Origin of the sequence: Faecalibacterium sp. Marseille-Q4137 (genome assembly GCF_017377535.1) — a bacterium.
Lineage (GTDB): Bacteria > Bacillota > Clostridia > Oscillospirales > Ruminococcaceae > Faecalibacterium > Faecalibacterium duncaniae.
The window spans coordinates 1-26,674 of sequence record NZ_JAFREK010000015.1; the positions used below are offsets into that span (position 1 = coordinate 1).

Annotated in this window: 21 protein-coding genes, 1 pseudogene, 1 riboswitch and 1 other annotated feature (1 of these 24 cut by a window edge); of the genes and pseudogenes, 16 read left to right on the forward strand and 6 right to left on the reverse strand. The window is 60.3% G+C overall.

Annotated features, from left to right (window positions below; genetic code table 11):
* Positions 1 to 190 (forward strand): annotated as a pseudogene (locus J3353_RS07720) (peptidase); the annotation flags it as partial.
* A complete protein-coding gene (locus tag J3353_RS07725; RefSeq protein WP_117534505.1) occupies positions 183 to 770 on the forward strand; it encodes a sortase in 588 nt (195 codons plus the stop codon). The pseudogene J3353_RS07720 and the gene J3353_RS07725, both read left to right, overlap by 8 nt.
* 178 nt (positions 771 to 948) lie before the next feature.
* Here J3353_RS07725 and J3353_RS07730 read toward each other — a convergent pair whose 3' ends face one another.
* The 3 genes from J3353_RS07730 to J3353_RS07740 all read right to left on the reverse strand — a co-directional run bounded on the left by J3353_RS07730 (position 949) and on the right by J3353_RS07740 (position 3,595).
* Positions 949 to 1,848 (reverse strand): DegV family protein, encoded by a 900-nt coding sequence (locus J3353_RS07730; protein ID WP_005935175.1) that lies wholly within the window; start codon positions 1,846 to 1,848, stop codon positions 949 to 951.
* 42 nt (positions 1,849 to 1,890) lie between these two features.
* Positions 1,891 to 3,186, reverse strand: coding sequence for an adenylosuccinate synthase (locus J3353_RS07735; RefSeq protein ID WP_156060172.1), 1,296 nt, complete (start codon positions 3,184 to 3,186; stop codon positions 1,891 to 1,893).
* Positions 3,187 to 3,391: 205 nt separating this feature from the next.
* Positions 3,392 to 3,595: a DUF896 domain-containing protein gene (locus tag J3353_RS07740; protein WP_005935179.1), complete on the reverse strand. Its 204-nt coding sequence runs from the start codon at positions 3,593 to 3,595 to the stop codon at positions 3,392 to 3,394.
* Positions 3,596 to 3,717: 122 nt separating this feature from the next.
* On the opposite strand from J3353_RS07740, the gene J3353_RS07745 reads away from it, so the two are divergent.
* On the forward strand, positions 3,718 to 4,338 hold the full coding sequence (locus J3353_RS07745) for an epoxyqueuosine reductase QueH (protein WP_097773305.1): 621 nt from the start codon (positions 3,718 to 3,720) through the stop codon (positions 4,336 to 4,338).
* A gap of 43 nt (positions 4,339 to 4,381) precedes the next feature.
* Here J3353_RS07745 and J3353_RS07750 read toward each other — a convergent pair whose 3' ends face one another.
* On the reverse strand, positions 4,382 to 5,512 hold the full coding sequence (locus J3353_RS07750) for a sugar MFS transporter (RefSeq protein WP_097773306.1): 1,131 nt from the start codon (positions 5,510 to 5,512) through the stop codon (positions 4,382 to 4,384).
* A gap of 264 nt (positions 5,513 to 5,776) precedes the next feature.
* Here J3353_RS07750 and J3353_RS07755 point away from each other — a divergent pair, with 264 nt between their 5' ends.
* Genes J3353_RS07755 through J3353_RS07765 form a run of 3 tightly spaced genes read left to right on the forward strand, consistent with a single transcriptional unit; the run spans position 5,777 to position 9,961 of the window.
* The gene (locus tag J3353_RS07755) at positions 5,777 to 6,253 is read left to right on the forward strand and encodes a MarR family winged helix-turn-helix transcriptional regulator (RefSeq protein WP_156076360.1); all 477 of its coding nucleotides are present in this window, start codon (positions 5,777 to 5,779) and stop codon (positions 6,251 to 6,253) included.
* Positions 6,254 to 6,287: 34 nt separating this feature from the next.
* A complete protein-coding gene (locus J3353_RS07760; protein WP_207684583.1) occupies positions 6,288 to 8,039 on the forward strand; it encodes an ABC transporter ATP-binding protein in 1,752 nt (583 codons plus the stop codon).
* Positions 8,039 to 9,961, forward strand: coding sequence for an ABC transporter ATP-binding protein (locus J3353_RS07765; protein ID WP_207684584.1), 1,923 nt, complete (start codon positions 8,039 to 8,041; stop codon positions 9,959 to 9,961). The genes J3353_RS07760 and J3353_RS07765 overlap by 1 nt, the downstream gene beginning before the upstream one ends.
* A gap of 408 nt (positions 9,962 to 10,369) precedes the next feature.
* Here the strand turns inward: J3353_RS07765 and J3353_RS07770 are convergent, their stop codons facing one another.
* The gene (locus tag J3353_RS07770) at positions 10,370 to 11,227 is read right to left on the reverse strand and encodes a PfkB family carbohydrate kinase (RefSeq protein ID WP_207684585.1); all 858 of its coding nucleotides are present in this window, start codon (positions 11,225 to 11,227) and stop codon (positions 10,370 to 10,372) included.
* 294 nt (positions 11,228 to 11,521) lie between these two features.
* Between J3353_RS07770 and J3353_RS07775 the strand changes: the two genes are divergently transcribed.
* From J3353_RS07775 to J3353_RS07785, 3 genes are all read left to right on the forward strand, one after another.
* Positions 11,522 to 13,069: an alkaline phosphatase gene (locus J3353_RS07775; protein ID WP_207684586.1), complete on the forward strand. Its 1,548-nt coding sequence runs from the start codon at positions 11,522 to 11,524 to the stop codon at positions 13,067 to 13,069.
* A gap of 167 nt (positions 13,070 to 13,236) precedes the next feature.
* Positions 13,237 to 13,333: riboswitch (THF riboswitch) on the forward strand.
* 147 nt (positions 13,334 to 13,480) lie between these two features.
* Positions 13,481 to 13,990: a folate family ECF transporter S component gene (locus tag J3353_RS07780; RefSeq protein WP_207684587.1), complete on the forward strand. Its 510-nt coding sequence runs from the start codon at positions 13,481 to 13,483 to the stop codon at positions 13,988 to 13,990.
* Complete coding sequence (locus tag J3353_RS07785) at positions 13,987 to 15,258, forward strand: folylpolyglutamate synthase/dihydrofolate synthase family protein (RefSeq protein WP_207684588.1); 1,272 nt, start codon at positions 13,987 to 13,989, stop codon at positions 15,256 to 15,258. The genes J3353_RS07780 and J3353_RS07785 overlap by 4 nt, the downstream gene beginning before the upstream one ends.
* Positions 15,259 to 15,413: 155 nt before the next feature.
* Here the strand turns inward: J3353_RS07785 and fba are convergent, their stop codons facing one another.
* On the reverse strand, positions 15,414 to 16,277 hold the full coding sequence (gene fba, locus J3353_RS07790; protein WP_117477141.1) for a class II fructose-1,6-bisphosphate aldolase: 864 nt from the start codon (positions 16,275 to 16,277) through the stop codon (positions 15,414 to 15,416).
* A gap of 565 nt (positions 16,278 to 16,842) precedes the next feature.
* Here fba and rlmB point away from each other — a divergent pair.
* From rlmB to dnaK, 7 genes are all read left to right on the forward strand, one after another.
* Positions 16,843 to 17,646 (forward strand): 23S rRNA (guanosine(2251)-2'-O)-methyltransferase RlmB, encoded by an 804-nt coding sequence (rlmB, locus tag J3353_RS07795; RefSeq protein WP_005935208.1) that lies wholly within the window; start codon positions 16,843 to 16,845, stop codon positions 17,644 to 17,646.
* A 45-nt stretch (positions 17,647 to 17,691) separates the two neighbouring features.
* Positions 17,692 to 20,307 carry a cell envelope biogenesis protein OmpA gene (locus J3353_RS07800; protein WP_207684589.1) on the forward strand — a complete coding sequence of 872 codons (2,616 nt, stop codon included), beginning with the start codon at positions 17,692 to 17,694 and terminating at the stop codon, positions 20,305 to 20,307.
* Positions 20,308 to 20,441: 134 nt separating this feature from the next.
* The gene (gene rbr / locus J3353_RS07805) at positions 20,442 to 20,981 is read left to right on the forward strand and encodes a rubrerythrin (protein WP_097771602.1); all 540 of its coding nucleotides are present in this window, start codon (positions 20,442 to 20,444) and stop codon (positions 20,979 to 20,981) included.
* Positions 20,982 to 21,231: 250 nt separating this feature from the next.
* The gene (locus J3353_RS07810) at positions 21,232 to 22,218 is read left to right on the forward strand and encodes an Ig-like domain-containing protein (RefSeq protein ID WP_035394831.1); all 987 of its coding nucleotides are present in this window, start codon (positions 21,232 to 21,234) and stop codon (positions 22,216 to 22,218) included.
* 418 nt (positions 22,219 to 22,636) lie between these two features.
* Positions 22,637 to 23,269, forward strand: coding sequence for a helix-turn-helix domain-containing protein (locus J3353_RS07815; protein WP_117477145.1), 633 nt, complete (start codon positions 22,637 to 22,639; stop codon positions 23,267 to 23,269).
* 127 nt (positions 23,270 to 23,396) lie between these two features.
* Entirely contained in the window at positions 23,397 to 24,458 is a 1,062-nt protein-coding gene (locus J3353_RS07820) for an SseB family protein (RefSeq protein WP_207684590.1), read from the forward strand.
* A gap of 97 nt (positions 24,459 to 24,555) precedes the next feature.
* Positions 24,556 to 26,358 (forward strand): molecular chaperone DnaK, encoded by a 1,803-nt coding sequence (dnaK, locus tag J3353_RS07825; protein ID WP_207684591.1) that lies wholly within the window; start codon positions 24,556 to 24,558, stop codon positions 26,356 to 26,358.
* Positions 26,359 to 26,439: 81 nt separating this feature from the next.
* Positions 26,440 to 26,674: a binding site (T-box leader), on the forward strand; it runs 25 nt beyond the window's last position.

The following is a 26,674-nucleotide window of genomic DNA, read 5'->3' on the forward strand; positions in this document are numbered from 1 at the left end:
CCCTAGTGCACCGGAGCCCACCGCCCCGGCCAGCGTGGTGGCGGATGCCCGCCCGGCCGAAGGCCCCAAACTGATCCAGACCGGTCAGCTGAACTGGCCCATACCTGTTCTGACGGCAAGCGGTCTGGTGCTGGTGGCCGTGGGTGCCTACCTGATGGAGCGCAGCAAGAAACGTGAAAAGAATGCGTAAAGTATCTCCCGGGCTTGTCTGCATCGTGCTGGGTGTGGTGCTCCTGCTGGCGGCTGGCGGCCTGTACGCCTACAACCGCTACGAGGATGCCCACGCCGGTGCCGAGGCCCAGACCGTGGTAGCCGACCTTCAGCAGAAGGTGGAGACCCCGGAACCGGAGGCAGAGAGCGGCCCCTTGGACCCCGAGCTCCCGGTGGTGGAGATCGACGGCAACGAATATGTGGGTGAGATCTCCATTCCCGCCATCGGCATTGACCTGCCGGTGATGAGCGAGTGGAGCTACCCCCGCCTGAAGATCGCCCCCTGCCGCCAGTTCGGCTCTTCCCGCACCGATGATCTGGTCATTGCGGCACACAACTACGAGAGCCATTTCGGCAAGCTGACCTCCCTCACAGCGGGGGACAGCGTCACCTTCACCGATATGGACGGCATCGTGAATGAGTACGTCGTGAACAAGGTCGAAGTGCTTGACCCCCACAGTGTGGAGGAAGTGGAACACAGCGGCTACGCCCTGGTGCTGTACACCTGCACCTACGGCGGCAAGACCCGTGTCACCGTCTTCTGTGATCGTGCATCGTAAAAATCAAGGCTGAAAAACAAAAAGAAGCCCCGACATTCGTCGGGGCTTCTTTTTTACTATGTGGGAACTCCCTCCGTCATTGCTGACGCAATGCCACCTCCCTCTGAGAGGGAGGCTTTTCGCTGCCGTAAGGCTCCCTCTGAGAGGGAGCTGTCGCCGGCGGAGGCGACTGAGGGAGTTACTGTTTTTTCCACCGCCGCATCACGCCCATGCCCAACGCATAGGGGCCGGTGTGCACGGCAATGGTGCAGCCGATCTGCAGCAGGACAACATTGCACTCGCAGGTGGGGTACTTGGCGCGCAGGGCGGCGCGGGTCTGCATCCAGAGCCGCTTGCCCTCGTCGGCATCGTAGCCGTAACCCACCGTGATGCAGTAGTCGTCGGGCGTGCCGTTGTGTTCGGCCAGATAGGTCATCAGCAGGTCGAGGGCCTTCTCAAAGCTCTTCTGGCGACCGCGGGCCACACCAGCGGAGAAGATCTCGCCCTCCTTGAACAGGATCATGGGCTTGATGCCCAGAATGTTGGCGGCACGGCCCGTGACTTTGCCGATGCGCCCGCCCTTGATGAGGTAGTCCAGATTACCCACCGTGAAGAAGATCTGGTTGGTGATCTTTTCCGCTTCCAGCCAGGTCACGGCTTCGTCCAGCGTACAGCCTGCATCCCGCATGGCCACCGCGTTTTCCACCACGATGGATTCGGTCACGGTGGCGGCGGTGCTGTCAATGACCTCGATCTTAGCATCGGGGAAATCCTCCAGCACCAGCTCCCGGGCGTTGCGGGCGCTGCCCACGCAGCCGCTCATCTTGCTGGTAAAGCAGATGCAGAGCACCGGGCGGCCCGCCTCGGCATGGGCCCGGAAGGCGGTCTCAAAATCCTCCAGAGAAGGCAGGCTGGTCTTGGGGTAGGCCGAGGGGTTATCTACCATGAACTGGTAGAAATCGCGCACGGCGATCTCCTTGCCTTCCTTGCGGTAGTGCTCACCGTCCAGCGAGACATAGAAGGGGATGATCTCAATATTCAGTGTTGCGGCCGTCTCAGGGGTCAGGTCGCAGGCGCTGTCCGTGATGATATCAAACATAGTCACGCTTCCTTTTCAATGCGGCGGGTTCTGTGGCGCGGATCAGACGTTGTGGTGGATGTAGGCCTCACGCTCGGCACCCACGGAGATGTAGGTGATCTTGCAGCCAATAGCCTTTTCCAGATACTCAACGTAATCGCGGGCTTCCTGGGGCAGATCCTCCCACTTGCGGGCGGCAGTGATATCGCAGTGCCAGCCGGGCAGATACTCCACCACGGGCTGTGCGGTGTCCAGAGCCATGCCCATGGGGAAGCGCTTGGTGATGGTGCCGTCGGTCAGCTTGTAGCCGGTGACCATGGGGATCTTCTCCATGTAGTCCAGCACGTCCAGCAGGGTCAGGGCAACCTCATCGCAGCCCTGGCAGAACACGCCGTAGTGGCTTGCCACCAGGTCGATGGGGCCAACACGGCGGGGACGGCCGGTGGCTGCACCGTACTCGTGGCCAGCCTCACGCAGGGCGTGCTTCTCTTCCTCGGTCATGGCCAGCTCAGTGACAAAGGGGCCGTCGCCCACGCAGGAGGAGTAAGCCTTCATCACGCCGATGCTGTTGGTCAGCTTATGGCCCGGGATGCCTGCGCCGATGGGGGCGTAAGCGCCGATGACGTTGGAGGAGGTGGTGTAGGGGTAGATGCCGAAGTCGATGTCGCGCAGAGCGCCCAGCTGGGCCTCGAACAGCACCTTCTTGCCGGCGGCATCTGCGTCAGCCAGATACTGGCCCACGTCGCAGATGTAATCCTTGAAGATGGCGGCATACTTCTCCAGCCATGCCCACATCTCGTCCACGCTGATGGGAGCGGAGTGGTAGCTGCCCTCCATCACCAGGTTCTTGGAATCCACCATGGTCACCAGGCGCTTCTTCACGCTGTCGTCCAGGTGGAGCAGGTCGCCCATGCGCAGGGTCTTCTTCATGTACTTGTCGCCGTAAGTGTAGGCGATGCCGCGCTTGGTGGAGCCGAACTGTGCGCCGGTCTTGGCCAGGCGGGCCTCTTCCAGGCCGTCCTGATCGACATGGTAGGGCATGGTGATGGTGGCCCGGTCGGAGATCTTCAGGTTATCGGGGGTGATGGAAATGCCCTGCTCCCGCAGATTGTTGATCTCGCCGTCCAGATGGTGCGGGTCGATGACCATACCGTTGCCCATCACGCAGACAACGTTGGGGCGCAGGATGCCGGAGGGCAGCAGGTTCAGCACGAACTTGCCGCGCTCGTTCTTCACGGTGTGGCCTGCGTTGTTGCCGCCCTGATACCGTGCAACGATGTCATACTCCTGGCTGATCAGATCGACCATGCGGCCCTTGCCCTCATCGCCCCAGTTGATACCCGTAATTGCAGTAAGCATAATAAATGACCTCTTTATCATTTTTTCAAAAGACAGCCTTTTCCGTGCACCTTGCCCGGGATACGCCACCTTGGGAATCTGTACCGCCCGCGGAAATGTCCGCAACAATACAATTATAGTATAGCACGAAACGCGGAACAAAAAAAGAGGGAAGAAACACTTTTCTCTCAATTATCCGCCAGGCGCTCCTCTTCGTGATGCTGCTTTAGTTCTTCTTCCCCAGCTTGTGGACCGTGCCATCCGGCTCTTTGATCGAGGTGTTGTTCAGCTGGGCGCGCAGGCTGGCCTTTACGTCCGCAACATACTCCTGCCGCAGGGCCTGCTGCTCTGCCTTTTCGGCATCGGTCAGGCCGGTGGTCTTGCTCTTTTTTGCCAGCTCGTTGATGCGGGCGATCTTCTCGTTTGTCATCGCAGTTCTCCTATTAGATAAAATGTGATATAATATGACCGGGATGCCCCTTCCGGCAGCTGCGGCTCTTTTGGCGAGGCAGCAGGAGGGAGCTATTTGAATCAAAGCAAGTATAACAAAGGATGAAACCGATGTCAAAACAGTTGAATTTTGCACAGCAGATGGACGAAGTGTTGAAAACGCTGGGGCCGCAGCGGCCAAAGCTGCTGCTCCATGCCTGCTGCGGGCCCTGTTCCAGCGCCGTGCTGGAAAAGCTGTGCCGGTATTTTGAGATCACGGTGCTTTACTATAACCCCAACACCTGGCCTGCCGAAGAATACTACCGCCGGGGCGAGGAGCTGAAAAAGTTCGTGGCGCAGGCGCACCCGCTGGGGGTCACGGTCATCGAGGACCACTACGACCCGCAGGAGTTCTATACGGCTGTGCAGGGGCTGGAAAACGAGCCGGAGCGGGGCGGGCGGTGCACCGTCTGCTACCGTTTGCGGATGCGCCGGGCGGCACAGTACGCAAAGGAGCACGGCTTTGATTGGTTCACCACCACGCTCTCCATCAGCCCCCACAAGGATGCTGCCCGCATCAATCAAATCGGGCAGGAGCTTGAAGCCGAATTCGGCATCAGGCACCTGCCCTCGGATTTCAAAAAGCAGAACGGCTACCTGCGCTCTCTCCAGCTCTCGGAGGAGTACGGGCTTTACCGTCAGGATTACTGTGGGTGTGAGTTCAGCGCAAAGGCGAGGGGATGAACCGCTCAGTCGCCTGCTGCTTGCCTCTCCTGCCAGGAGAGGTTTACTCCTCCCGCATTCTGGACACCAGAATTGCAAAGACGATCAGCCCCACACAGGGCACGATGTTGGTTGCCATACCAACAGCAAGACCGGCGCTTTCAGCTACCTTGCCGATGACCCAGGGCATCAGGATCGCGCCGCTGGATGCCACCGGCAGCATGATGCCCATGCTGGTCACGGTGGTCATTTTACCGGCGCTGGCCACGGCGGTGGGGTTCATACCGGCCATGGAGAAGGCAAAGGCAAACAGCAGCAGGATGGCAGGCAGCTGGCTGTGGGTCTGCATCATGGCAAAGTAGAAGGCTGTGCAGAAAACCGCCATAAACACCATGGCCTTGCGGGGCTGCCGGAGCGGGAACACAAAGGCGATGAGCAGGCGGCCGATCAGGGTGGCACCCCACATCACGGTGACGGTATAGGCCGCCAGCGTGCCTGCAATGATGCCGCTGTCCTTGAAGTAGGTGACCATCCAGCCCACAACGCTCTGCTCGGCGGCGTTCTGGCAGAACAGCAGGCCGGTGAGCAGCCAGAAGCGGGAGGAGCGCAAAAAGCTCCAATCGGTGACAGCTTCTTTGGCCTTGGCGCGGCCTGCCATGGGGGTGAACAGGTATACCAGCCAGAGCACCAGACCCAGCGCTGCCAGCGCCAGCACGGCCAGCGTGGTGCTGACCCTGGCCGCGGCAGAGATCAGAAAGGGGCAGAGCAGGGCACCGCAGGCGTAGCAGGCGTGCATGGTGTTCATGCCCCGGGTGCGGTCTGCAGAGTTGCCGCTGACAAGGATGGTGCAGGTGTTCAGGACACTGCCCTTGGCAATGCCCACAATGAAGAAGGCCAGCGCCAGCAGAATGGGCAGGCCGGTCAGGCCCATCAGGCCGTAGCCCACCGCATAGCCGATGGTCAGCAGCAGGACGCTTGGCTTCATGCCCATTTTTCCCACCAGCGCACCGGCCAGCAGGCCCGCCAGCAGGTTGCCGATGCTCAGCAGGCTGAGCAGGGTGCCGGTCATGCCGTAGGCAAAGCCGTATTCCTCCTGTAGCAGGCTGACCACCACACCGCTGGAAATGGTGCAGATGCCGCTGAAAAAGAAGGTAACGAAGCCCGCGTTCCGCAGGCGGGTGTTCCGTTGTTCCATAGGATTCTCCTTGCAGTATTCGGGGGCGCAGCGCCCATAGTTGCTTTTATTAAAGCATATTCTGGTCAGAAAGCAAGGGCTGTTGAGCCAGCAGAAGCAAAATCAGCGCCCAGTGGAAGCGCCCTGCCGTTCGGTGGGGCGCTTCTGGATTTTATTTTGCGTCTCCTATTGACAATGATCGAATCGTGCGTTATGATATTGTACGGCATCAAACAGTTCTAAAGAAAACAATCCTGCCACAAACAATTCAAAAGGGAAACCATTATGCACGATGAAAGCAACAAACAACCCTGCTGCAACCCCCCATGGGAGCCGCCGCAGGTCATCCCGGCACAGGTGCGCCGGGTGAACAACCTGATCTTCCGCAAGATCAACCAGTTCCACCGGGAGAACAACGTGGACAACGTGACCCCCATGCACGACTGGATCATGAGCTACCTCTACTGGCACAAGAACGAGCCCGTGTACCAGCGCGATATCGAACGGGAGTTCTCCATCACACGCTCGACCGTGACGAACATCCTGCAGCTGATGGAGCGCAAGGGCTACATCGAGCGCCAGAGCGTGCCGCAGGATGCCCGGCTCAAACGGCTGATCCTGACGGAAGAGGGGGGCCGCGTCCATGAAAAGACGATACTCTCCCTGCACCAGACCGATGAGTTTGTGGCCGGATTGCTGACGGAAGAGGAAAACGCAGAGCTTCTGCGGTTATTGAACAAGCTGCGCAAGGGGCTGGAATGACCCCTGCAAATAAACTTCAGGAGGATTACAACAGATGATCAAAAAACTTGTGTCACATCTGGGCGAGTACAAGCGCGCCGCGATCCTGACACCGATCCTATCTGCTCTGGAAGCCATCATGGATGTGCTGCTGCCCACCATCATGGCCTTTATCATTGACCAGGGCATTGAAAAGGGCGATATGAACGCCGTTGTCAAGTACGGCCTGCTCACCTTCCTGGTGGCGGCCATTGCCCTGCTGCTGGGCGTGCTGGCCGGCAGGTTTGCCGCCACGGCATCCACCGGCTTTGCAGGCAACCTGCGCGATGCGATGTATGAGAACATCCAGCATTTCTCGTTCTCCAACATCGACAAGTACTCCACGGCTGGTCTGGTCACCCGTATGACCACCGACGTGACCAACCTGCAGAACGCGTTCCAGATGATCGAGCGCATGTGTGTGCGTGCCCCCGTCCATCTGGTTTTCGCGCTCATCATGGCCTCCATGATCAGCCGCTCGCTGACCATGGTGTTCCTGGTGGCGATCGTGTTCCTGGTGGCAGTGCTGGCAGGCATTATGGTTCCCACCTTCGGCATCTTTGATAAGGTGTTCAAGAACTACGATAACCTGAACGCCTCCGTGCAGGAAAATGTCTCGGCCATCCGCGTGGTCAAGAGCTTTGTCCGGGAGCACTTTGAGAACGAGAAGTACACCAAGGCCTGCGAGAGCCTGTACAAGCAGTTCGTCCACGCCGAGAGCCGTCTGAGCTTCAACAATCCCGCCATGCTGGTCTCTGTGTACGGCTGCAACATCGCCCTGAGCTGGTTCGGCGCACATTACGTCCTGAACGGTGCGATCACCACCGGCCAGCTGAACGCCCTGTTCGGTTACATTATGAACATCCTGATGGCCCTGATGATGCTGAGCATGGCTTTTGTGATGATCGCCATGTCCGCCGCTTCCGCCCGCCGTATCGTGGAGGTGCTGGACGAGACCACCGACCTGCCCGCCCCCAAGGCACCGGTGCAGCAGGTGGCAGACGGCAGCATTGAGTTTGACCACGTGACCTTCAAGTATAAGCACGGCAGCGGTCAGCCGGTGCTGAACGATATCACCTTTACCATCCGGCCGGGCGAGACGCTGGGCATCATCGGCGGCACCGGCAGTGCAAAATCCAGCCTGGTGCAGCTGATCCCCCGCCTGTATGATGCCGAGACCGGCTCTGTCAAGGTGGGCGGCGTGGACGTTAAGGATTACAGCCTGGATGTCCTCCGCCGGGAGGTCTCCATGGTGCTGCAGAAGAACGTTCTGTTCAGCGGCACCATCCTCGACAACCTGCGCTGGGGCGATGAGAACGCCAGCGAGGAAGAGTGCATCCGGGTGGCCAAGCTGGCCTGCGCCGATGAGTTCATCGAGCGCTTCCCCGACAAGTACAATACCTGGATCGAGCAGGGCGGCTCCAACGTGTCCGGCGGCCAGAAGCAGCGCCTGACCATTGCCCGCGCGCTTCTGCGCAAGCCCAAGGTGCTGATCCTGGACGACAGCACCAGCGCCGTGGATACCGCCACCGATGCCAAGATCCGCAAGGCCTTCCGGGAGGAGATCCCCGGCACCACCAAGATCATCATTGCACAGCGCATCTCCTCCGTGCAGGATGCAGACCGCATCCTGGTGCTGGACAACGGCCAGATCAACGGTCTGGGCACCCACGAGGAGCTGCTCAAGACAAACAAGATCTATCAGGAAGTTTACAACAGCCAGACCCAGGGCGGCGGCGATTTTGACAAGCAGGGAGGTGAGCAGTAATGGCACAGGTGAAAGAAGTAAAGGGCCCCAGCCCCCGTGGGGTGGGCGGCCCCAAGCCGAAGGTCGAGAACCCGGGCAAGCTGCTCAAGCGGATCATGGATGAGGTGTTCAAGCACTATCTGCCCCACTGCATCCTTGTGCTGGTCTGCATCATCGTCAGCGCGCTGGCAAATGTGCAGGCAAGCCTCTTCCTCAAGACCCTGATCGATGATTACATCGTCCCCATGACCAAGCAGGCCACGCCGGACTTCGGCCCGCTGGCAGGCGCACTGGTGCGCATCGGCTGCATCTACGCTATCGGCGTGCTGGCCGCATGGCTCAACGCCCGTATCATGGTCAACGTGACCCAGGGCACCCTGCGCAACCTGCGCGTCCAGCTTTTCACCCACATGGAAAGCCTGCCCATCCGGTATTTTGACTCCCACCCCCACGGCGACATCATGTCGGTGTACACCAACGATGTGGACACCCTGCGCCAGATGATCAGCCAGAGCATCCCCCAGCTGGTGTCCAGCGCCATCACCATCGTGTCCGTGTTCACCAGCATGTGCCTGATGAGCTGGCAGCTCACCGTTGTCACCATGCTGATGGTGGCCCTGATGCTGTTCTGCTCCAAGAAGATCACTTCCATGAGCGGCAAGTACTTTGTGGCCCAGCAGAAGGATCTGGGCAAGGTGAACGGCTACATCGAAGAGATGATGGAGGGCCAGAAGGTCGTCAAGGTGTTCACCCACGAGCAGAAGGCTCTGGATGGCTTCCGGCAGCTGAACGATAAACTGAAGGAAAGCGCCGAGCAGGCCAACAGCTACGCCAACATCATCATGCCCGTTACCGCACAGCTGGGCAATACCAGCTATGCAGTCTGTGCTCTGGCAGGCGCGGCCATGGCCGTTGGCAATGTCGGCGGCATGACCCTGGGCACCGTGATGGCCTTCCTGAGCCTGAATAAGGGCTTCAATATGCCCATCAGCCAGGTGTCCATGCAGGCCAACAGCGTGATCATGGCACTGGCCGGTGCGGAGCGTATCTTCAAGATGATGGACGAGACCAGCGAGGCCGACGAGGGCTATGTCACCCTGGTCAACGTCAAGTATGGCAAGGATGACGAGCTGGTGGAGACCACCGAGCGCACCGGCATCTGGGCCTGGAAGCATCCCCACCACGACGGCACCACCACCTACCACAAGCTGGCGGGTGACATCACCTTTACCGATGTCGATTTTGGCTATGTGCCGGAAAAGACCGTTCTGCACGGGATCAACCTCTATGGCCGCCCGGGCCAGAAGATCGCCTTTGTCGGCTCCACCGGTGCCGGCAAAACGACCATCACCAACCTGATCAACCGCTTCTACGATATCGCAGACGGTAAGATCCGGTATGATGGCATCAACATCCGCAAGATCAAAAAGGACGACCTGCGCCGCTCTCTGGGCATCGTTCTGCAGGATACCCACTTGTTCACCGGCACGGTCATGGAGAACATCCGCTATGGCCGTCTGGATGCCACCGATGAGGAGTGCATTGCCGCCGCAAAGCTGGCCAATGCCGATGGCTTTGTCAAGCGTCTGCCTGATGGCTACAACACCATGCTGACCAACGACGGTGCAAACCTGTCGCAGGGGCAGCGCCAGCTGCTGGCCATTGCCCGCGCCGCGGTTGCCGATCCCCCGGTGCTGATCCTGGACGAGGCGACCTCCTCCATTGATACCCGCACCGAGGCGCTGGTCCAGCGGGGCATGGACGGCCTGATGTATGGCCGCACCAGCTTTGTCATTGCCCACCGCCTGTCTACCGTCCGCAATGCAGACTGCATCGTGGTTCTGGAGCAGGGCCGCATCATCGAGCGCGGCAGCCACGACGAGCTGATCGCCAAGAAGGGCAAGTATTACCAGCTCTACACCGGTAATCTGGCTGAAAATTAAAGAAAAATCGTAAAAAACGGAGCCGCTGTACAAAATGATGTGCAGCGGCTCCGTTTATTTTCAATTTGTTCAAATTCCTCACAAAGAAACTCCATTTTTATCCTGTACAATAAGGGTGCAGTCAGGGAGGAACAGAAAAACATCCTCCCAAGATGCCATGCAGGCAATGAAAACCGCGCATCTCCGGCAGAAACCGGGCGGCGCGGCCCCTTTAAAAAACACTGTCCCCTGCTGATGCGAGGCAATAGCCAAGGCAGCGGACAGACTACCAACCATCTCCTGACAGCCGCAAATGTTTGGGAGTTCTCATACACAGCCAGCGCCGCTTTCTCCTCCTTTCCACGGCGCTGGCTGTTTTTGTTTGGTTACGGATTAAACCTCTCAGTCTCGCTTCGCTCGCCAGCTCCCCTAGTAGGGGAGCCCTTGGCATTCCGTTGTGTTTGCATCGTTACTCAGTAACTGTCCTAGTACATGCTCCCTTAACCGTGGCAAATCGATTACATGAATTCCCATTTGTTCCATCCGATACAAGACCAGAGCGGGGCTCTGGTCTTTTTTTGCGGCAGAAGCCATAACACTGCGTGTAAAGGCAAGAATCCTGTCCTTTTTGTAGAAAAAGATCAGCTGCACATGGCCGGTGAACAGGGCAAACAGGGCTGTGCGCAGCTCCCGGGAGCCGAAGAGGAGGGGCAGGTCGCTCTCCTCTAAAAAGAGAACGTCTGCCCGGTCAAGAAACTGCAGGGCGGTCTGGCACAGGGCCTCCCGCTGCGGCCAGTAGGGCGCGGCCTGCGCCAGCCGGGGAAGATAGCAGCAGAGCGCCCCGGCATCCCGGGCGGCGGCAAGGGCCTCGAGGTGGGCCAGCCGCAGGGGGCTGTCCACCAGCCCGGCGGAGGAAAAGCAGAAGGCAGAGGCTCCCCGGAACGGGGCGGCCTCCAGCTGTTCCGGCCCAAGGGCCAGCCCGGCGGTGTGGGCACGGTAGGGCAGAGCGGTGTCTGCTCCTGTGAACACCACCGGCGTGGGGAAGGCATCCGTGAAGCAGAGCAGGGAGCAATCCACACCATCCCGGGCAAGCCGGGCCGCCAGCTTGCGGCCAAAGGGGTCGGCTCCCAGCTGGGCCAGCAGAGCCGCCTGCCCGCCCAATGCGGCGTACTGGCGGCAGAAGCCTGCACCCCAGCCGCCGGTCTGCGCCCGGAATGTCTCCGTCAGCTCCGGAGCCGTGGCGGCGTTCAGCTCCAGCCAGACTTCGCCCAGACACAAAACGGACATGTGCACCCCTCCCTCCGCAAATAAAAATCGGGTTACAGTATACACGATTTGCCCATCGGATGCAACCGATCCGGGGCGAATCCTGACGGAATAAAAGTGCCCTCGGGCAGGAACAATCCGATTTTACAAAGACCACCTGTTTTTTACCAATGCCTGTTTTTCATTGCCCAAGGTTTACCTAAGATTTGCCTTACCATGGTTTCCCCTCTTTCTCCGAATGGGTACAATAGAACCGTTCCCAAGATACATTGCAACAGGGCCCGGGAGGGCTCAGGATAAGAGAGGAATTATCGTATGAAAGAACATAAAATGTCCCGCCGCAGTTTCCTGAAAGTGGGTGCTGTGGCATCTGCCGCCGGTCTGATGACTGCTGCCCCCGTGGCTGCAAACGCCGCCGCTCCGGCTGCTTCCACCGCAGCTGACGAGGAGAACTGCTTTGGCCTGTTCCAGAAGAAGCCCAAGTACATCTTCCTGTTCATCGGTGATGGCATGGGCACTGCCCAGATCCAGTCTGCCCGGTTCTATCAGGGCACTGTCACCAACAACGGTGCCATCACCGAGGCAGAGCTGAGCTTTACCCAGTTCCCGGAGGTGGGCAGCGTGACCACCTACGACAGCACCTCCTTCTGCCCGGACTCCGCTTCCACCGCCACCTCCATCGCTTCCGGCAAAAAGACCGAGAGCGGTGTCATCAATATGTGCCCCTGGACCCGTGATGTGCCCTATGAGACCATTGCGGAGAAGCTCCACAAGCAGAAGGGCTACAAGGTTGGCATCGTTTCCACGGTGAATATTGACCATGCCACCCCTGCTGCCTTCTATGCACACCAGAAGACCCGCAAGAACTACTATCAGATCGGCGTGGAGTTGGCAAACTCCGGCTTTGAGTATTTCGCAGGCGGCGAGTTCCAGAAGGTGAACGGCGATGGCACCGGCCCCAACAACCACGAGGTGGCTGCACAGGCCGGTTACAATGTTGTCACCACCCAGGCCGGTGCTGCTGCCCTGAAGGCCGGGGCAGGCAAGACCCTGATCATTGCCGAGAATCTGGCCGACGGCAAGGCCATGAACTACGCCATGGATGCCGCTCCGGGAGAGTGGCAGCTGACCGACTATGTCCGCAAGGGCATTGAGCTGCTGGACAACAGCAACGGCTTCTTTATGATGGTGGAGTCCGGCAAGATCGACTGGGCCTGCCACGCCAACGATGCCGCTGCCTCTATCCATGATGTGATCGAGATGCACAATGCGGTGCAGGCCGCTGTGGAGTTCTATGCCCAGCACCCCGATGATACCCTGATCCTGGTGACCGCTGACCACGAGACCGGCGGCCTGGGCATTGGCTACAAGACCACCAACTACGACACCTTCCTGACCAACCTGGCCCACCAGAAGATGTCCTACGCAAAGTTCGATTCTACCTATGTGAACAACTACGTGAGGGATCAGACTCCTTTCGAGACTGCCATGCAGGATGTGAAGGCAAACTTCGGCCTGACCCTGCCCACCGACCCCGATGCCGCCAACGCAGGCAAGCTGCTGCTGACCGACTACGAGGTGGAGAACCTGCGCACCGCTTACGAGCGCACCCTCAAGGTCGGCTCTTCCAGCCAGAGCAAGATGAGCCAGCAGGATTATGAGCTGTACGGCACCTACATCCCCTTCAGCATGGCCATCTGCCACACCATCAACCACAAGTCCGGTGTGGATCATACCACCTACGCCCACACCGGTGCCATGGTGAACCTCTACGCCCGTGGTCAGGGTGCAGACAAGTTCCGCGGCGTGTATGACAACACCGAGATCTTCCACAAGCTGGCTGAGCTGACCGATGTGCAGTAATTGACCAGAACTTTTGTACCCCAAAGCCCTCCGGGACGAGACGCACCGGAGGGCTTTTTGCGTAGGCCGGAATTGTGCACCCCGCCAAAAATCTGCCCCGCGAATTGGGAAAGATGATGGGAGTTGTGGTTGCAATGGGCCGGAAAAAGGCATATAATAAGACCATCAACAGAGTAAGGCCATGCGCGTTAAGTGCCGCATCAACGGGGAGTTGTGCTGCGGACGAAGGTAAGACCCGCGGTGCATGGCCTGCATCCCGCTGCTGCATGGACTTGGGTGCAGACGGGGCCGTCTGCGGCCCCGTCTGGATGTGAACCGTTGAATCACGCCCTCCTTTGTGCGGTTTGTCACAGGGGAGGGCGTTTTGCATTGCCCGCCCCGCGGTTCCCGAAACAGGGGAGGACAATTGATATGAACCATTCCAGAAATTCCGTCCGCAAGCTCACCATGCTGGCCCTGCTCACTGCCATGAGCATCGTGTTTGCCCGGGTGCTGAGCATTTCCACCGGCTTTGTCCGGTTCAACCTGGGCAGCCTGCCCACCCTGCTGGCCGGTGTGCTGTTCGGGCCGGTGGAGGGCTTTGCCGTGGGTGCGGTGGCCGATATGATCGGCGGCACCCTTTCCGGCTACGCCATCAATCCGCTGATCACGCTGGGAGCAGGCTCCATCGGCCTGACGGCGGGCCTTCTCTGGCGCGTCCTGCCCAACCTGCGGCTGGGCCTGCGCACCCAGATCAGCGTGTTTGCCGGCCATGCGGTGGGCTCCATTGTCATCAACTCGCTGGCACTCCACCTCTTCTATAACTATCCGTGGAGCGTGCTGGTGACCCGCATTCCCAACGCGCTGGTCCTGGCGGCGGTGAACACCGTGCTGGTGCGCCTGCTGCTGGAAAACAAAACGATCCGAGGCATTGCACAATGAACTACGAGGAAGCACTGAACTATATCCACGCCGTCCAGTGGGCGGGGCACAAGCCGGGCCTGACCCGCACCCGGACCCTGCTGGCCGCACTGGGGAACCCGCACAAGCAGCTGAAATTCATCCATGTGGCGGGCACCAACGGCAAGGGCAGCACGGCGGCCATGCTGGCCTCCTGCCTGCAGGCGGCGGGTTACCGGGTGGGCCTGTATACCTCGCCCTTTATCAACCGATTCAACGAGCGCATTCAGGTAAACGGCCAACAGATCCCGGACGAGGCGCTGGTGCGGCTGGTGGAGCGTGTGAAGCCCGCTGCCGATGCCATGACCGATATCCCCACCGAGTTCGAGATCATCACGGCATTGGGGATGCTCTGGTTCGCTGAGACGAAATGCGACATCGTGGTGCTGGAGGTGGGCCTGGGCGGCACGCTGGATTCCACCAACGTCATCGACCCGCCGGAGTGCGCGGTCATCACGGCGCTGGGCATGGATCATGTGAAGGAGCTGGGCCCCACCCTGGCCGATATCGCGTCGGCCAAGGCGGGCATCATCAAGCCGGGCAGTCCGGTGGTGAGCTATGGCGGTGTGCCCGAGGCCGATGCCGTCATCGCCCGTGCGGCGGCAGAGCGGCACGCGCCGCTGACCGTGGTGGATCTCAGCAGGTTGACCATCGAGGACGGGGATCTGGATGCTGTCACCTTTGATTTTGACGGCCTGAACGGCATCCGCCTGCCCCTGATCGGCAGCTATCAGCCCCGGAACGCCGCCACGGCCATTACGGCCCTGCGGGTGCTGCGCAGCCGGGGCTGGAACATCCCGGATAGCGCCATCCGTGCTGGTCTGGAACAGGTGCGCTGGCCGGGCCGGTTCGAGCTGCTGCGGCATTCGCCCGTCTTTTTGCTGGATGGCAGCCACAACGCCCACGGAATGCGGGCCACCGTGCAGAGCCTGCGGGACCGCTTTCCGGGGCAGAAGTTTGTGTTCCTGCTCAGCATCATGGCGGACAAGGATGTGGATGAGATGCTGGCACTGCTCCTGCCGCTGGCCGGGCAGTTCGTCACCGTAGCGGCCCATACCCCCCGCGCCATGTCCGCCGAGACGCTGGCCGAACAGATCCGCGCCCGGGGCGGCAGGGCCGAGCCCGCTTCCACCATTGAAGCCGGTGTGGCCCGGGCGGTCGCCCTTGGGGGCACCGGCCCCGTGTGCGCGCTGGGCACGCTCTACTTCTCCGGCGATGTGCGGGAAGCGTTTGCAAAATTGAACCAGTAAAGAAGAGGGGCTGCGGCACACGGGAAAAACCGGTGCAGCAGCCCCCTTTTTTGCGGACTGGCTTACAAAAAAATGCCCCGCTGTTTTGTGATGCACAGAACAGCGGGGCAGTATCATTTATGGGGCGGGAATGTGCTCAGGAGATGCGCTTCGGCTCAGGCCTTGCCTGCGCAGCCGAACAGCTCGATCTTTTCCTTGCACTTGTCGATGATGGCCTGAGCGCCGGGAGCCAGCAGCTTGCGGGGGTCGAAGCCCTTGCCCTGCTGATCCTTGCCAGCCTCGATGTACTTGCGGGTGGCCTCAGCAAAGACCAGCTGGCACTCGGTGTTGATGTTGATCTTGGAAACGCCCAGGCTGATGGCCTTCTGGATCATCTCGTCGGGGATGCCGGTGCCGCCGTGCAGGACCAGAGGAATGTTGTTGGTAGCCTTGTGGATGCGGTCCAGAGCCTCAAAGTCCAGGCCCTTCCAGTTGGCGGGGTAAACGCCGTGGATGTTGCCGATGCCGGCAGCCAGGAAGTCGATGCCCAGATCGGTGATCTTTGCGCACTCGGCGGGGTCTGCGATCTCGCCAGCGCCCACAACGCCGTCCTCAACGCCGCCGATGGAGCCGACCTCGGCCTCGATGCTCAGGCCCTTGGAGTGTGCCAGAGCGACCAGCTCCTTGGTCTTTTCCACGTTCTCCTCGATGGAGTAGTGGCTGCCGTCGAACATGATGGAGGAGAAGCCAGCCTCAACGCAGGCCTTGCAGCCTTCGTAGGTGCCGTGGTCCAGGTGCAGGGCAACGGGAACGGTGATGCCCATGGTCTCCACCATGGAGCTGACCATGGCGGCAACGGTCTTGAAGCCGGTCATGTATTTGCCTGCGCCCTCAGAGACACCCAGGATAACGGGGCTCTTCATTTCCTCGCAGGCGGTCAGGACTGCCTTGGTCCACTCCAGATTGTTGATGTTGAACTGAGGCACACCGTAGTGGCCATCGCGTGCCTTGATCAGCATTTCGGTTGCATTTACCAACATTATTCATTACCTCCGCAAAATCATTTTGGGGTGAAAAAGCCGTTTTGGATACAAGATTGCGCATCCTTTAACGAACCTAAGGGTAGTATACCCCAATTACAGGATAAAATCAAGGCGGTTCCCGCGGCGTTTTCAACACAAATTCACATTGGGCATTTTGATGTTGGAGATTCTGGCAAAAACCACTGGATCTCCCTTCAAAAAATTGTCATAATTCCGACTTGAATTTTACAAAAAGTACGGCGGAAAGTTTGCGTGTCGAACCTGAGAGGTTGAAAACTCGGTGGAAACTGTGGAATTCCACCCGGAAAGTGGGCGTACAAACTTGATTTTTGAACATTTTCCACCGGATTTTCAACATGTGGAAAAATTTGAGCCGAATTACCGGTTGTATAGCCTGCTGAATGTGGGAAACTTTTGCCTTCGGCAAACATTGCGAAGAATGCCGGGGTATGCTATACTTTAGAATGTATCAGTGTCAAAATATAGTAAAACTGAAACAGAACGAAACCATGGCGCGGCTCAAACGGCCCGCCTTGCCATAGAATGGAAGGAGAACACATCAATGGACGAACAGAAAATGCCGCGCCGCCCCCGCCGCAGCAGCACGGAGGAGCAGCCCAAGAATGAGAGCCTGGTCTACGGCAAAAACCCCGTGACCGAGCTGCTCAAGAGCGGTTCCGGCGTGGATACCGTGCTGATCGCGGAGGGCATGGCCCCCGCTGTGGCAGCTTACTATACCGCCATGGCCAAGGAGGCCGGGGCCACGGTCAAGCGGGTGCATCCCAACAAGCTGCGCCTGATGACCGGCACCGAGAGCCACCAGGGCGTGGCTGCCTTTGCCAGCGAGATCGAATATGTGACCGTGGAGGACCTGCTGAACGTTGCCAGAGAGAAGGGGGAGCCCCCTTTCCTGGTGCTGAGTGACGGCATCGAGGACCCCCACAATCTGGGCGCGGTGATGCGCTCTGCTCTGCTGTGCGGAGCCCACGGCATCGTCATCCCCAAGCGGGGCGGCGCGTCCGTGACCCCCACCGTTATCAAGTCCAGCGCCGGTGCGGCCGAGCGCCTGCCTGTGGCCCGCGTGGCCAACATCGGTGAGACCATCCGCCGCCTGAAGGATCAGGGGGTGTTCGTCTACTGTGCCGATATGGACGGTGTGCCCCTGCGCAAGAACAACCTGACCGGCCCCATCGCACTGGTGCTGGGCAGCGAGGGCAGCGGTGTATCCCAGCTGGTGAAAAAGCTCTGCGATGGTGTGGTGCGGCTGGATATGGCTGCTCAGGGTACCGGTGTGGACAGCTTCAATGTTTCGGTGGCGGCTGGCATCATCCTGTACGAGATCCAGAGCCAGCGCGCCGCAGAGTAAGAAACAGCGGCCAGACCGCCGTGACCAGAACAGGGAGGGACTAGGATGCCAAAGGATGATAAGCGCAAAGAGCTGACACAGGAAGAGATCGATGCGCAGAACGAGAAGTTCCGCACGTTTTTCAGCACCAGCGTGGCACAGGTGCCCGAAGAGATGAAGCGCCGCGATGAGGAAAAGGAGAATACCGGCAGCCTGCTGGGCAAACTCTTTCACCGCGAAAAGGCCCAAGAAGAGCCTGCCGCCGCCCCGGCCGTGCAGAATGAGCTGCCGCCCACGGGTGAGATCGTGCTGGGCCATGAGGAAGAAGCCGAGGCCGGCCTGGAGCTGGCATTGGAGCCCGGAGAGCTGGAGGAAGCAGAGCCTGTGGCTCTGCCCACCGCGCCGGAAGCCCCCGCAGCGCCGAAGCCGGAACCCCGGCCCGCACCCCAGCCCGAGAAAAAGCCGGAGCCGCCCCGCCGCCGGGAACCCCTGACCCCGCAGGAGCAGCAGGAGGATGCAGAGATGGCCGAACTCAAGGCCATGCTCTATGGCACCCCCAAGCCCGCCCCGGTGGAGGAGGTGCAGGATGCCCCCGAAGAGGTGCTGGCCGTGGAGCCGGAAGCTCCCGCAGCGCCTGAGGGCCCGGCAATCCCCATGGTGTTTGCCGAGGATCAGTCGGTAAAGCAGGCGAAGTCTGCCCCGGAAGCCGCGCCAGAGGTTGAGCCGGAACCGGAAACGGCTTTCCAGTTCTTTGGCAAGGGCGCGGACGAGAACGAGCCGCAGGCCCCTACCCGCACCGAGGCCCCCAGCAAGGACGACAGCATGAGCCTGCCGCTGATGGGGCTGGAAGAGGACGAAGCACCCGCCCGGCCTGCCGCCCCGGCAGAGGAGGCCCCGGCCCAGCCCGCTGGGGAAGCGGCCCCTGCCGCGCCGGAGGCTGAGGAGAAGCCTGAAGAAGAAGCCGAGCCGGAAACGCCCGAGCAGGTGGGGGAGAAGCTCCGCCGGATGGGCGCGGAGCTGACGCTGCGGTGTGTGCTGGAGGGCATCCTTGCCGTGGTGCTGCTCCACTTTGGCCTTGTTGCCGAGGGGCTGCTGGCCCCTGTGGCCTCCCTTGACCCTGTGATCGCCCCGGCGGCGTTCTATGCCGCCAACCTGCTCTTTCTGGCCGGTGCGCTGGCTGTGGGTTGGCCTGTCCTGCGGGATGGTCTGCAGGGTCTCAAGGGCCGCCCCAGTGCAGACACCATGCCGGCGCTGGCCGCCTGCGGTGCGCTGGTGCAGGCTGCGGTCGCCCTGCTCAACGCCCAGAGCTATCAGAACTCCAGCTGGACGCTGCTTTCCGGCGTGGCCGCACTGGGCCTGTTCCTGGCCCTGCTGGGCAGCCGTGTCCTGCTGACTGCCGTCAGAAACGGCTACGACCTTGCCGTCCGATCCCCCGAGGGGCTGCAGGGCGCGTTCCGCGTCCGGGATAAGGACCTGATCCGGGTGCTGGCCCGGAGCCTGGATCAGAAAGATCCATGGGTGCTGCTCAGCCGCCCTGTCCAGTGGGACGAGGCGCTGGTGGAGCAGAGCTTCGGGGAGCGCGCCAGTGAGCGCCGCGCCCGCAAGACGGCCCTGATCCTGCTGGGCGCCGCCGTGCTCAGCGGACTGGTGTTCCTGCTGTTTGGCGGCGGGCCCAACGGCATGGCCGCAGCCCTGACCTCCATGCTCTGCATGGGGGCACCGCTGTCCTCCACCCTGGTTGCGGGCATCGCTTCTCTGCGCCTGCAAAAGACCGCTGCCGCCGCCGGTGCCGTGGTGCCCGGTTGGGCTGCCATTGAGGAGCTGGGCGGTGTGGACACCGTGCAGGTGGATGCCGACGAGCTCTTTACCGCCGACAGCGTGAATCTGGAGGACATCCGCATCTTCAAGGGCGGCCGCATCGACCGTGCCATCCTCTATGCGGCCAGCATTCTCAACCACAGCTGTGAGACCCTGCGGGGCCTGTTCCGTCAGATCATCGAGGACCGCACCGAGATCCTGTACCCTGTGAAGGATCTGGAGGTCCACCACGGCCTTGGTTTTGCCGCCTGGTGCGATAACAACCGGGTGCTCATCGGCAACCGGCTGTACATGGAGCGGGAGGGCGTGCCCCTGCCTGAGCAGGAGTACGAGGATGAGCACTCCCAAAACGGCGCGCTGCAGATCCTGTATCTGGCTGTTTCCGGCAGCCTGCACGCCATGTTCGTGCTCCACTATGTGGGCGGCCGCAACGCCGCCCGCGGTCTGGAGGTGCTGCAGCGGGAGAACATCCGCCTGCTGGTCACCTGTGAGGACCCCAGCCTGACGGCCCGCCACATCACCGAGGCTTACCATCTGCCCGAGGGGATGATCACCCTGCTGGATCAGGAGCAGTGCAGCGCGCTGACCCCTGCCCAGCCGGACGAGACTGCCCGCTGCTGTATGCTGCATGATAAGGGCTTTGCCAGCCTGATCGGCGGCCTGCGCGCGGCGGAAAAGGCCCAGAATGCCGAGACGAGCGCCACCACAGTGCAGATGGTCTCGGTCTGGTTCTCGGTGGTCATCGGTGTTCTGCTGACCTACGCGGGCAGCATCGGCACCCTGTCGGTGGCCGCTGTCCTGATGTATCAGGCGGCATGGAGCGCTTTGAGCATTGCGGTCTGCGCCCTGAAACAGCATAACTGAGAAATATTCTCAAAATAAATAGGAATTATTCTTGATTTCAATTCGGAACTCTGGTATAATCAGTGCAGAAGGAACGCCCCGGCGGTCACCGGCGGCGAAATGATACACCGCACAAACAAAGGGAGAGCATGAATATGGAACTCAAGGGTACCAAGACCGAGAAAAACCTGTGGGAAGCCTTTGCAGGCGAGAGCCAGGCCCGCAACAAGTATACCTTCTTCGCCAGCGTGGCCAAGAAGGAGGGCTATGAGCAGCTGGCAGCGATCTTTGAGGAGACGGCTGCCAACGAGAAGGAGCACGCCAAGATGTGGTTCAAGGCCCTGAACGGCGGCTCCATCCCCGATACCATGACCTGCCTGGAAATGGCAGCCGGCGGCGAGCACGACGAGTGGACCGAGATGTACCCCCGGATGGCCGCAGAGGCCAAGGAAGAGGGCTTTACCCAGCTGGCTGCCCTGTTCACCATGGTGGCGCAGATCGAGAAAGAGCACGAGGAGCGCTACCGTGAGCTGGCCGAGAACCTGAAGAACAACAAGGTTTTTGCCCGGGAAGAGCAGCAGGTCTGGCAGTGCCGGAACTGCGGCTACACCTATATCGGCAAGTCGGCTCCCCTGAAGTGCCCGGTCTGCGCACATCCCCAGAGCTACTTTGAGCTGAAAAAGCACAATTATTGATCCTGTCCGGAACGCCGCAGCTCCCACGCCGGGACTGCGGCGTTCTTTTTGCACAAAATTTTCCGGAAAAACTGGTATAGTCCACGAAATCGGGTGCGAAAGCACAGCACTTTGGGCGAAAAACTTGACCCACATTGGCCGGACGTGTAAAATGAATCAGTAGTGAGAAAAATCATGGACGCGAAATTTTTCCATGTGTGCGGCATTCCTTTGATCCCATGGGATGAAACAAGGAGGGAAGTTCGACCCAATGAAATGGAAATTCCAAACCGCGGGGCGGCTTCTGGCCCTGCTGGCTCTGAGCGGGGCCCTGCTGGCTGCCCCTTTGCCCGCGCAGGCCGCGCCCGGTGTGCTGACAGGCCTGACCGGAACCGGCTCCAAGCTGGAACTGGAGCTGACCGAGATGGAGCTGGAGATCACCGATGATGACCCCCGCCCCAAGGGCTACCTGTACACCAGCGGACAGAGCGATTATTACTTCATCGTCTGGATGAGCAGCAACTCCAATGTTGCCACGGTGGATGGCGACGGCAAGGTGACGGGCCGCAATGCAGGCACTGCCATCATCACCGCCATCTCCGACCACGGCGAACGCGCCGCCTGCAAGGTGACCGTGACCCGCAAAAATGAAGAAGCAGCCAGAAAAAAGCCCACGCTGGATACCACCAGCCTGAGCCTTGTGCTGCAGTACAATGACCTGCACCCCACCCATCAGCTCCAGCTGACCAACAGCGACCACTCCTTCCTCTATGTCTACCAGTGGATGAGTAGCAACCCCGAGGTTGCCACAGTCAGCGATAAGGGCCTTGTCACGGCTCAGGCGGCGGGCACCACCACCATCACGGCAATGGTCTCCAACGGCCAGGCTTTGCGGTGCAGCGTCACGGTGACTTCGGATATCGGCAAGGTGACCTTGAACAAGAGTGACCTGCTGCTCCGCACCGTGGGTACCCAGGAACGTCTGACGGCCACCGTTGCGGTGGAGGGCGGCGGCAGCGTGCCCATTACATGGGTCAGCAGCAACCCCGGTGTCGTTACCGTGGATGCGGATGGCGTGGTGACCGCCATTGCCGATGGAGAAGCCAAGGTTACGGCCCTTTCGCCTGCCGGACGCTTTGACGTGTGCAGCGTTGTGGTGGGCATGGCGGCGGAGAAGTACGAATCTGAAGCCGACCTTGCTGACGAGCTCAAGCTCCCTGATCCCTACGTTGCCGTAAGGCTGAATAAACTGGCATAAAGAAAAAGCACCCGCCCATGGCTGTTTTTGACGGCTATGGGCGGTTTTTGCGTGTATGGAAACGGATGCGCTGGGAAAAACTTGCCGAAGAGGAATTTTTTTCAAAAAATATTTTGCGTTGCATGGCGTGGTGTACCTGACACATCCGGCCGCCTCCGGCAGGTGAAAAAGGACAAAATGGCTCGAACGTTGTTTAAGACAGGGAGCGGCTGCCCCACAGAGCGGCGAAATCGCTGCAAAAAAGGCGGCTGTCCGGCATGTTTGACACATTTTACAAGAATTTGACGTAAATGGATTGAATTCACGACTCTTGACAGAAGGCGGGACAAACCAGTATCCTTTTATCCAGAGGAAAGTATTTTATGTCGCCAGACGTTGGAATGCCTGGTGGACAAGTGTGTGTCAGGAGGGAAAGAATATGACCAACTACCGGAACCGAATCGGGGAAGCCATTGCCTTTGCCCGGAACGTGGCGGGCAGATCCCAGCAGGAGCTTGCGGATATGCTGGGGCGGGACAAGCGCACCATTCAGAAATGGGAGCGGGGCGAGATCCGCATTGCGCTGGAGGATTATCTGGATGTATTCGATACTCTGCACCTGCCGGTGGGGCCCTATGAAATGTGGATCCGGCATCCGGAACTCTTTCCGCGCGGCATGGAGGATATCAAGGGCTTCAGCACCGAAAAGAAGCGGAGGACACTGGCGGATTATTATCTGCATCAGGCTGCACCGCTGGAGATCGAGCAGGAGTATTACATCCTGTTCGGTGACCACGGCAGCAACAGCTGCGGCATCCGGCAGGAGCAGCTGGCCAACCTGCAGACTCCGCTCCGTGACCGCAAACGGATCGTGAACCAGATCATCGACAACTACTATGAGGCCCGGGCCATCGGACATCTGACCGACCCGGAGGGCCAGCAGCCAGTGATGCCCATTCTGGAAGCCTGCTACGATGCCAGTGCACGGAGCGTGGAAGCCAACGAGAACCGGTACAGCATCGGCAGCATCGAGGACTATCTGGACGATGCGGCAAAACCGGCAGAAGAGTGAACCGAACAGCAGACGGCCATGTGCAGCCGCCTGCTGTTTTTGCGTTCGGCTGCCTGCGGGAAAATATTGTGAAATTTGCGGATTCCTGCTATACTTATCCTATTGATGAAAAAGAAGGGTGAGGCAAATGGCATACAACATGGGCGGTCGGCGCTTCCGGCCGGTGGGCAGCGGAAAAAAGCGGACTGCGCCGCAGTACGGGCCGGTGGGCACAGGCTGCCCGTTTGTGGAGGAGGCCGTGGCGCGGCTGTACCGGGAGCAGAACGAGGAACATTTCTGGAGCCTGATGAACGCCCTGAACTATGCGCTGGAATTGCAGACCAAGGTACTGGTGCCGCTGGATGCGGCGGTGGACCCCCAGAGCGGGGCCGCCCCCTGGGCGCATCTGCCCATCCCGGAGGAGCGGGCTGAGGGCCTGCCGCCCTGGCTGCTCCACGCCCGGAAAGAGCGGCACTATCTGCCGCTGTTCACCTCGGTAAAGAACGCCGAGGCGGAAAAGGCCAGCGCAACCCGCCCCATGGTGGAGCGCAGCCTGCGCAGCGCCATGGAGTATGCGCTGGAAACGGACGGCATCGATGGTGTAGTGCTGGACCCGTGGACAAGCTCTGCCACGCTGGATGTCTCCCTGCTCAGCGGGCTGCTGAGATCGGAGCGGGGAAGCGACAACCCCGGCGCTCAGGAGCTGGAAGCCGGGCACGCCGCCGCCCGGGCCGGAGATTGGCCGGAGGCAGCGGCCAGCTACACTGCCGCCGCCGAGGCGGGCAGCGCAGAGGCGCTTTCTGCCCTGGGGGACTGCCTGTATTATGGCCGGGGTGTCCGGAAGAATAAGACCCAGGCCCGGCGGATGTGGAAAAAGGCCGCGCAGGCCGGGGAGGTGCAGGCCATGATCGCCCTGGGGGATGACTGTGCCGCATCGGGCGGGGAGATGGCGGAGACCCTGCAATACTACCGCCGCGCCCAGAGCGCTGCCCGGGAGGTGCCGGACATCGCCTACACCCCGCAGGTCTGCCTGCGTCTTGCCCAGTACGAGACCCAGTACCTCTCCCGCAAAAAGGCGCTGCTGCAGGTGGCCGAAGCCGTGCAGGGCTTTCGGATCCTGCAGGCCGAGGGCGAAACGGATGCTGCCGACTGGCTGCGGGAGGCTGAACTGCTGACCGATCAGCTGCTGGCCGACGATAAAAACGCCTGAAACACAGTTTCTTTACATTTGTTCTAAGAAATCGTCATAGGAAACCGGTAAGATATTCAAGGAAATATTCTGCGCCGAAGAAAAGAGGACAAGCACTATGAGCAAAGTGATCGGAATCGACCTTGGCACCACCAACTCCTGCGTGGCGGTGGTGGAGGGCGGCAAGCCTGTGGTCATCACCAACGCCGAAGGCGAGCGCACCACCCCCAGCGTGGTGGCCTTTACCAAGGATGGCGAGCGTCTGGTGGGCGGCGCGGCAAAGCGCCAGATCGCCACAAACTCCGGTCGTACGGTGTCTAGCATCAAGCGGTACATGGGTTCTGATCATCGGGTGCATATCGATGGCAGAGACCTGACCCCACAGGAGATCAGCGCTATGATCCTGACCAAGATCCGCCGCGATGCCGAGAGCTATCTGGGCGAACCGGTGACCGAGGCCGTCATCACGGTGCCTGCCTATTTTGACGACAGCCAGCGCAAGGCCACTCAGGACGCGGGCCGCATTGCGGGCCTGAATGTTCTGCGCATCATCAACGAGCCCACCGCCGCCGCGGTGGCTTACGGCCTGGACAACGAAGCTCCCCAGAAGATCCTGGTCTATGATCTGGGCGGCGGCACCTTTGATGTTTCGATCATCGAGATCGAGGACGGCACCTTTACGGTGCTGGCCACCGGCGGCGATACCCATCTGGGCGGCGATGACTTTGACGAGCGCATCGTTGAGTGGGCTGTGGCGGAGTTCCGCAGGTCTGACCGCATCGATCTGACCAAGGACCCCGCCGCCATGGGCCGCCTGAAGGAGGAAGCGGAAAAGGCCAAGAAGGAGCTTTCCAGTGCGCTTTCCGCCCAGCTGAACCTGCCGTTTATCGCGGTGGGCAAGGATGGCCCCCACCATCTGGATCTGAACCTGGGCCGCCCCCAGTTTGAGATGATGACCGGTGACCTGCTGGCCCGCACCGTTCAGCCGGTGCAGAACGCCCTGCGGGATGCCGGGATTTCCGCCAGCCAGCTGGGCAAAGTCCTGCTGGTGGGCGGAAGCACCCGGATGCCAGCTGTGGAGCGGCAGGTCCGGGAGCTGCTGGGCTGTGAGCCCAGCCATACCCTGAACCCCGATGAATGCGTGGCCATGGGTGCCGCCGTGCAGGGCGGTCTGCTGCAGGGCGGCGGAAAGCTGGCCGGTGCCACCGGTGCGGCCGCGCAGGGCCTTGTGCTGATGGATGTCACCCCGCTGACGCTGTCCATTGAGACACTGGGCGGCGTGGCCACTCCTCTCATCACCCGCAACAGTATGATTCCCACCCGCAAGAGCCAGATCTTTACCACGGCCCGCCCCATGCAGACCAGCGTGGAGATCAACGTGCTGCAGGGCGAGCGCCACTTTGCCCGCGACAACAAGAGCCTGGGCAAATTCAAGCTCACCGGCATCCGCTCCGGCTTCTCCTCCAAGCCCCAGATCGAGGTCACCTTTGACATTGATGTGAACGGCGTGGTCAAGGTGTCTGCAAAGGATCTGGGCACCGGCCGGGAGCAGAACATCACCATCACCGGCAGCACCAATCTTTCTGAGAACGAGATCCAGCGCGCCATGGCCGATGCCGCTGCCTACGAGGAGGAGGATACCCGCCGCAGGGAGCGGCTGGAGCTCCACAACCAGGCCGAGATGCTGGCTTACAAGGTGGATGAAGCCCTCTCCAAGTGCAAAAAGGAGCTGGACAAGGACGAGAAGAACCGAGTCAGAAACGACCTTGCCAGCCTGCGCCGCTGCCTGCGCAAGGATAAGCCCGAAAAGATGAACGAGACCGAGGAAGCGAACCTCCGGCAGACAAAATCCCAACTGGAAGCCAGCGCCAACCACCTGATGGTGCTGTACAGCACGGAGCAGGATGCCGGCCGGCAGTAAGCGGGCAATTCCCTACTGAAAAACTTCGTTGAAAGGGTTGACAAACCCGGAAGAGTGGGGTATTATGTATGCAATATCACAAAAATGGCTGTGAAGAGAAGAGTAGGTTTTCGCATTGATCCTTCCAGAGAGCCCGGGCGGTGGAAAAGGGCAGGAAACAGGGGACTGAAAATGGTCTCGGAGCCGCGGGGGCGAAGTGCAAGAGTGCTAAGCCTGCGACGGGAGCGCCCGTTACAGCGTCCGGTTGTCGCGTTGCAAAACGCCGCAGCAGTGAGGCTGTCTCTGTGAGGGGACAGTAAACCAAGGTGGTACCACG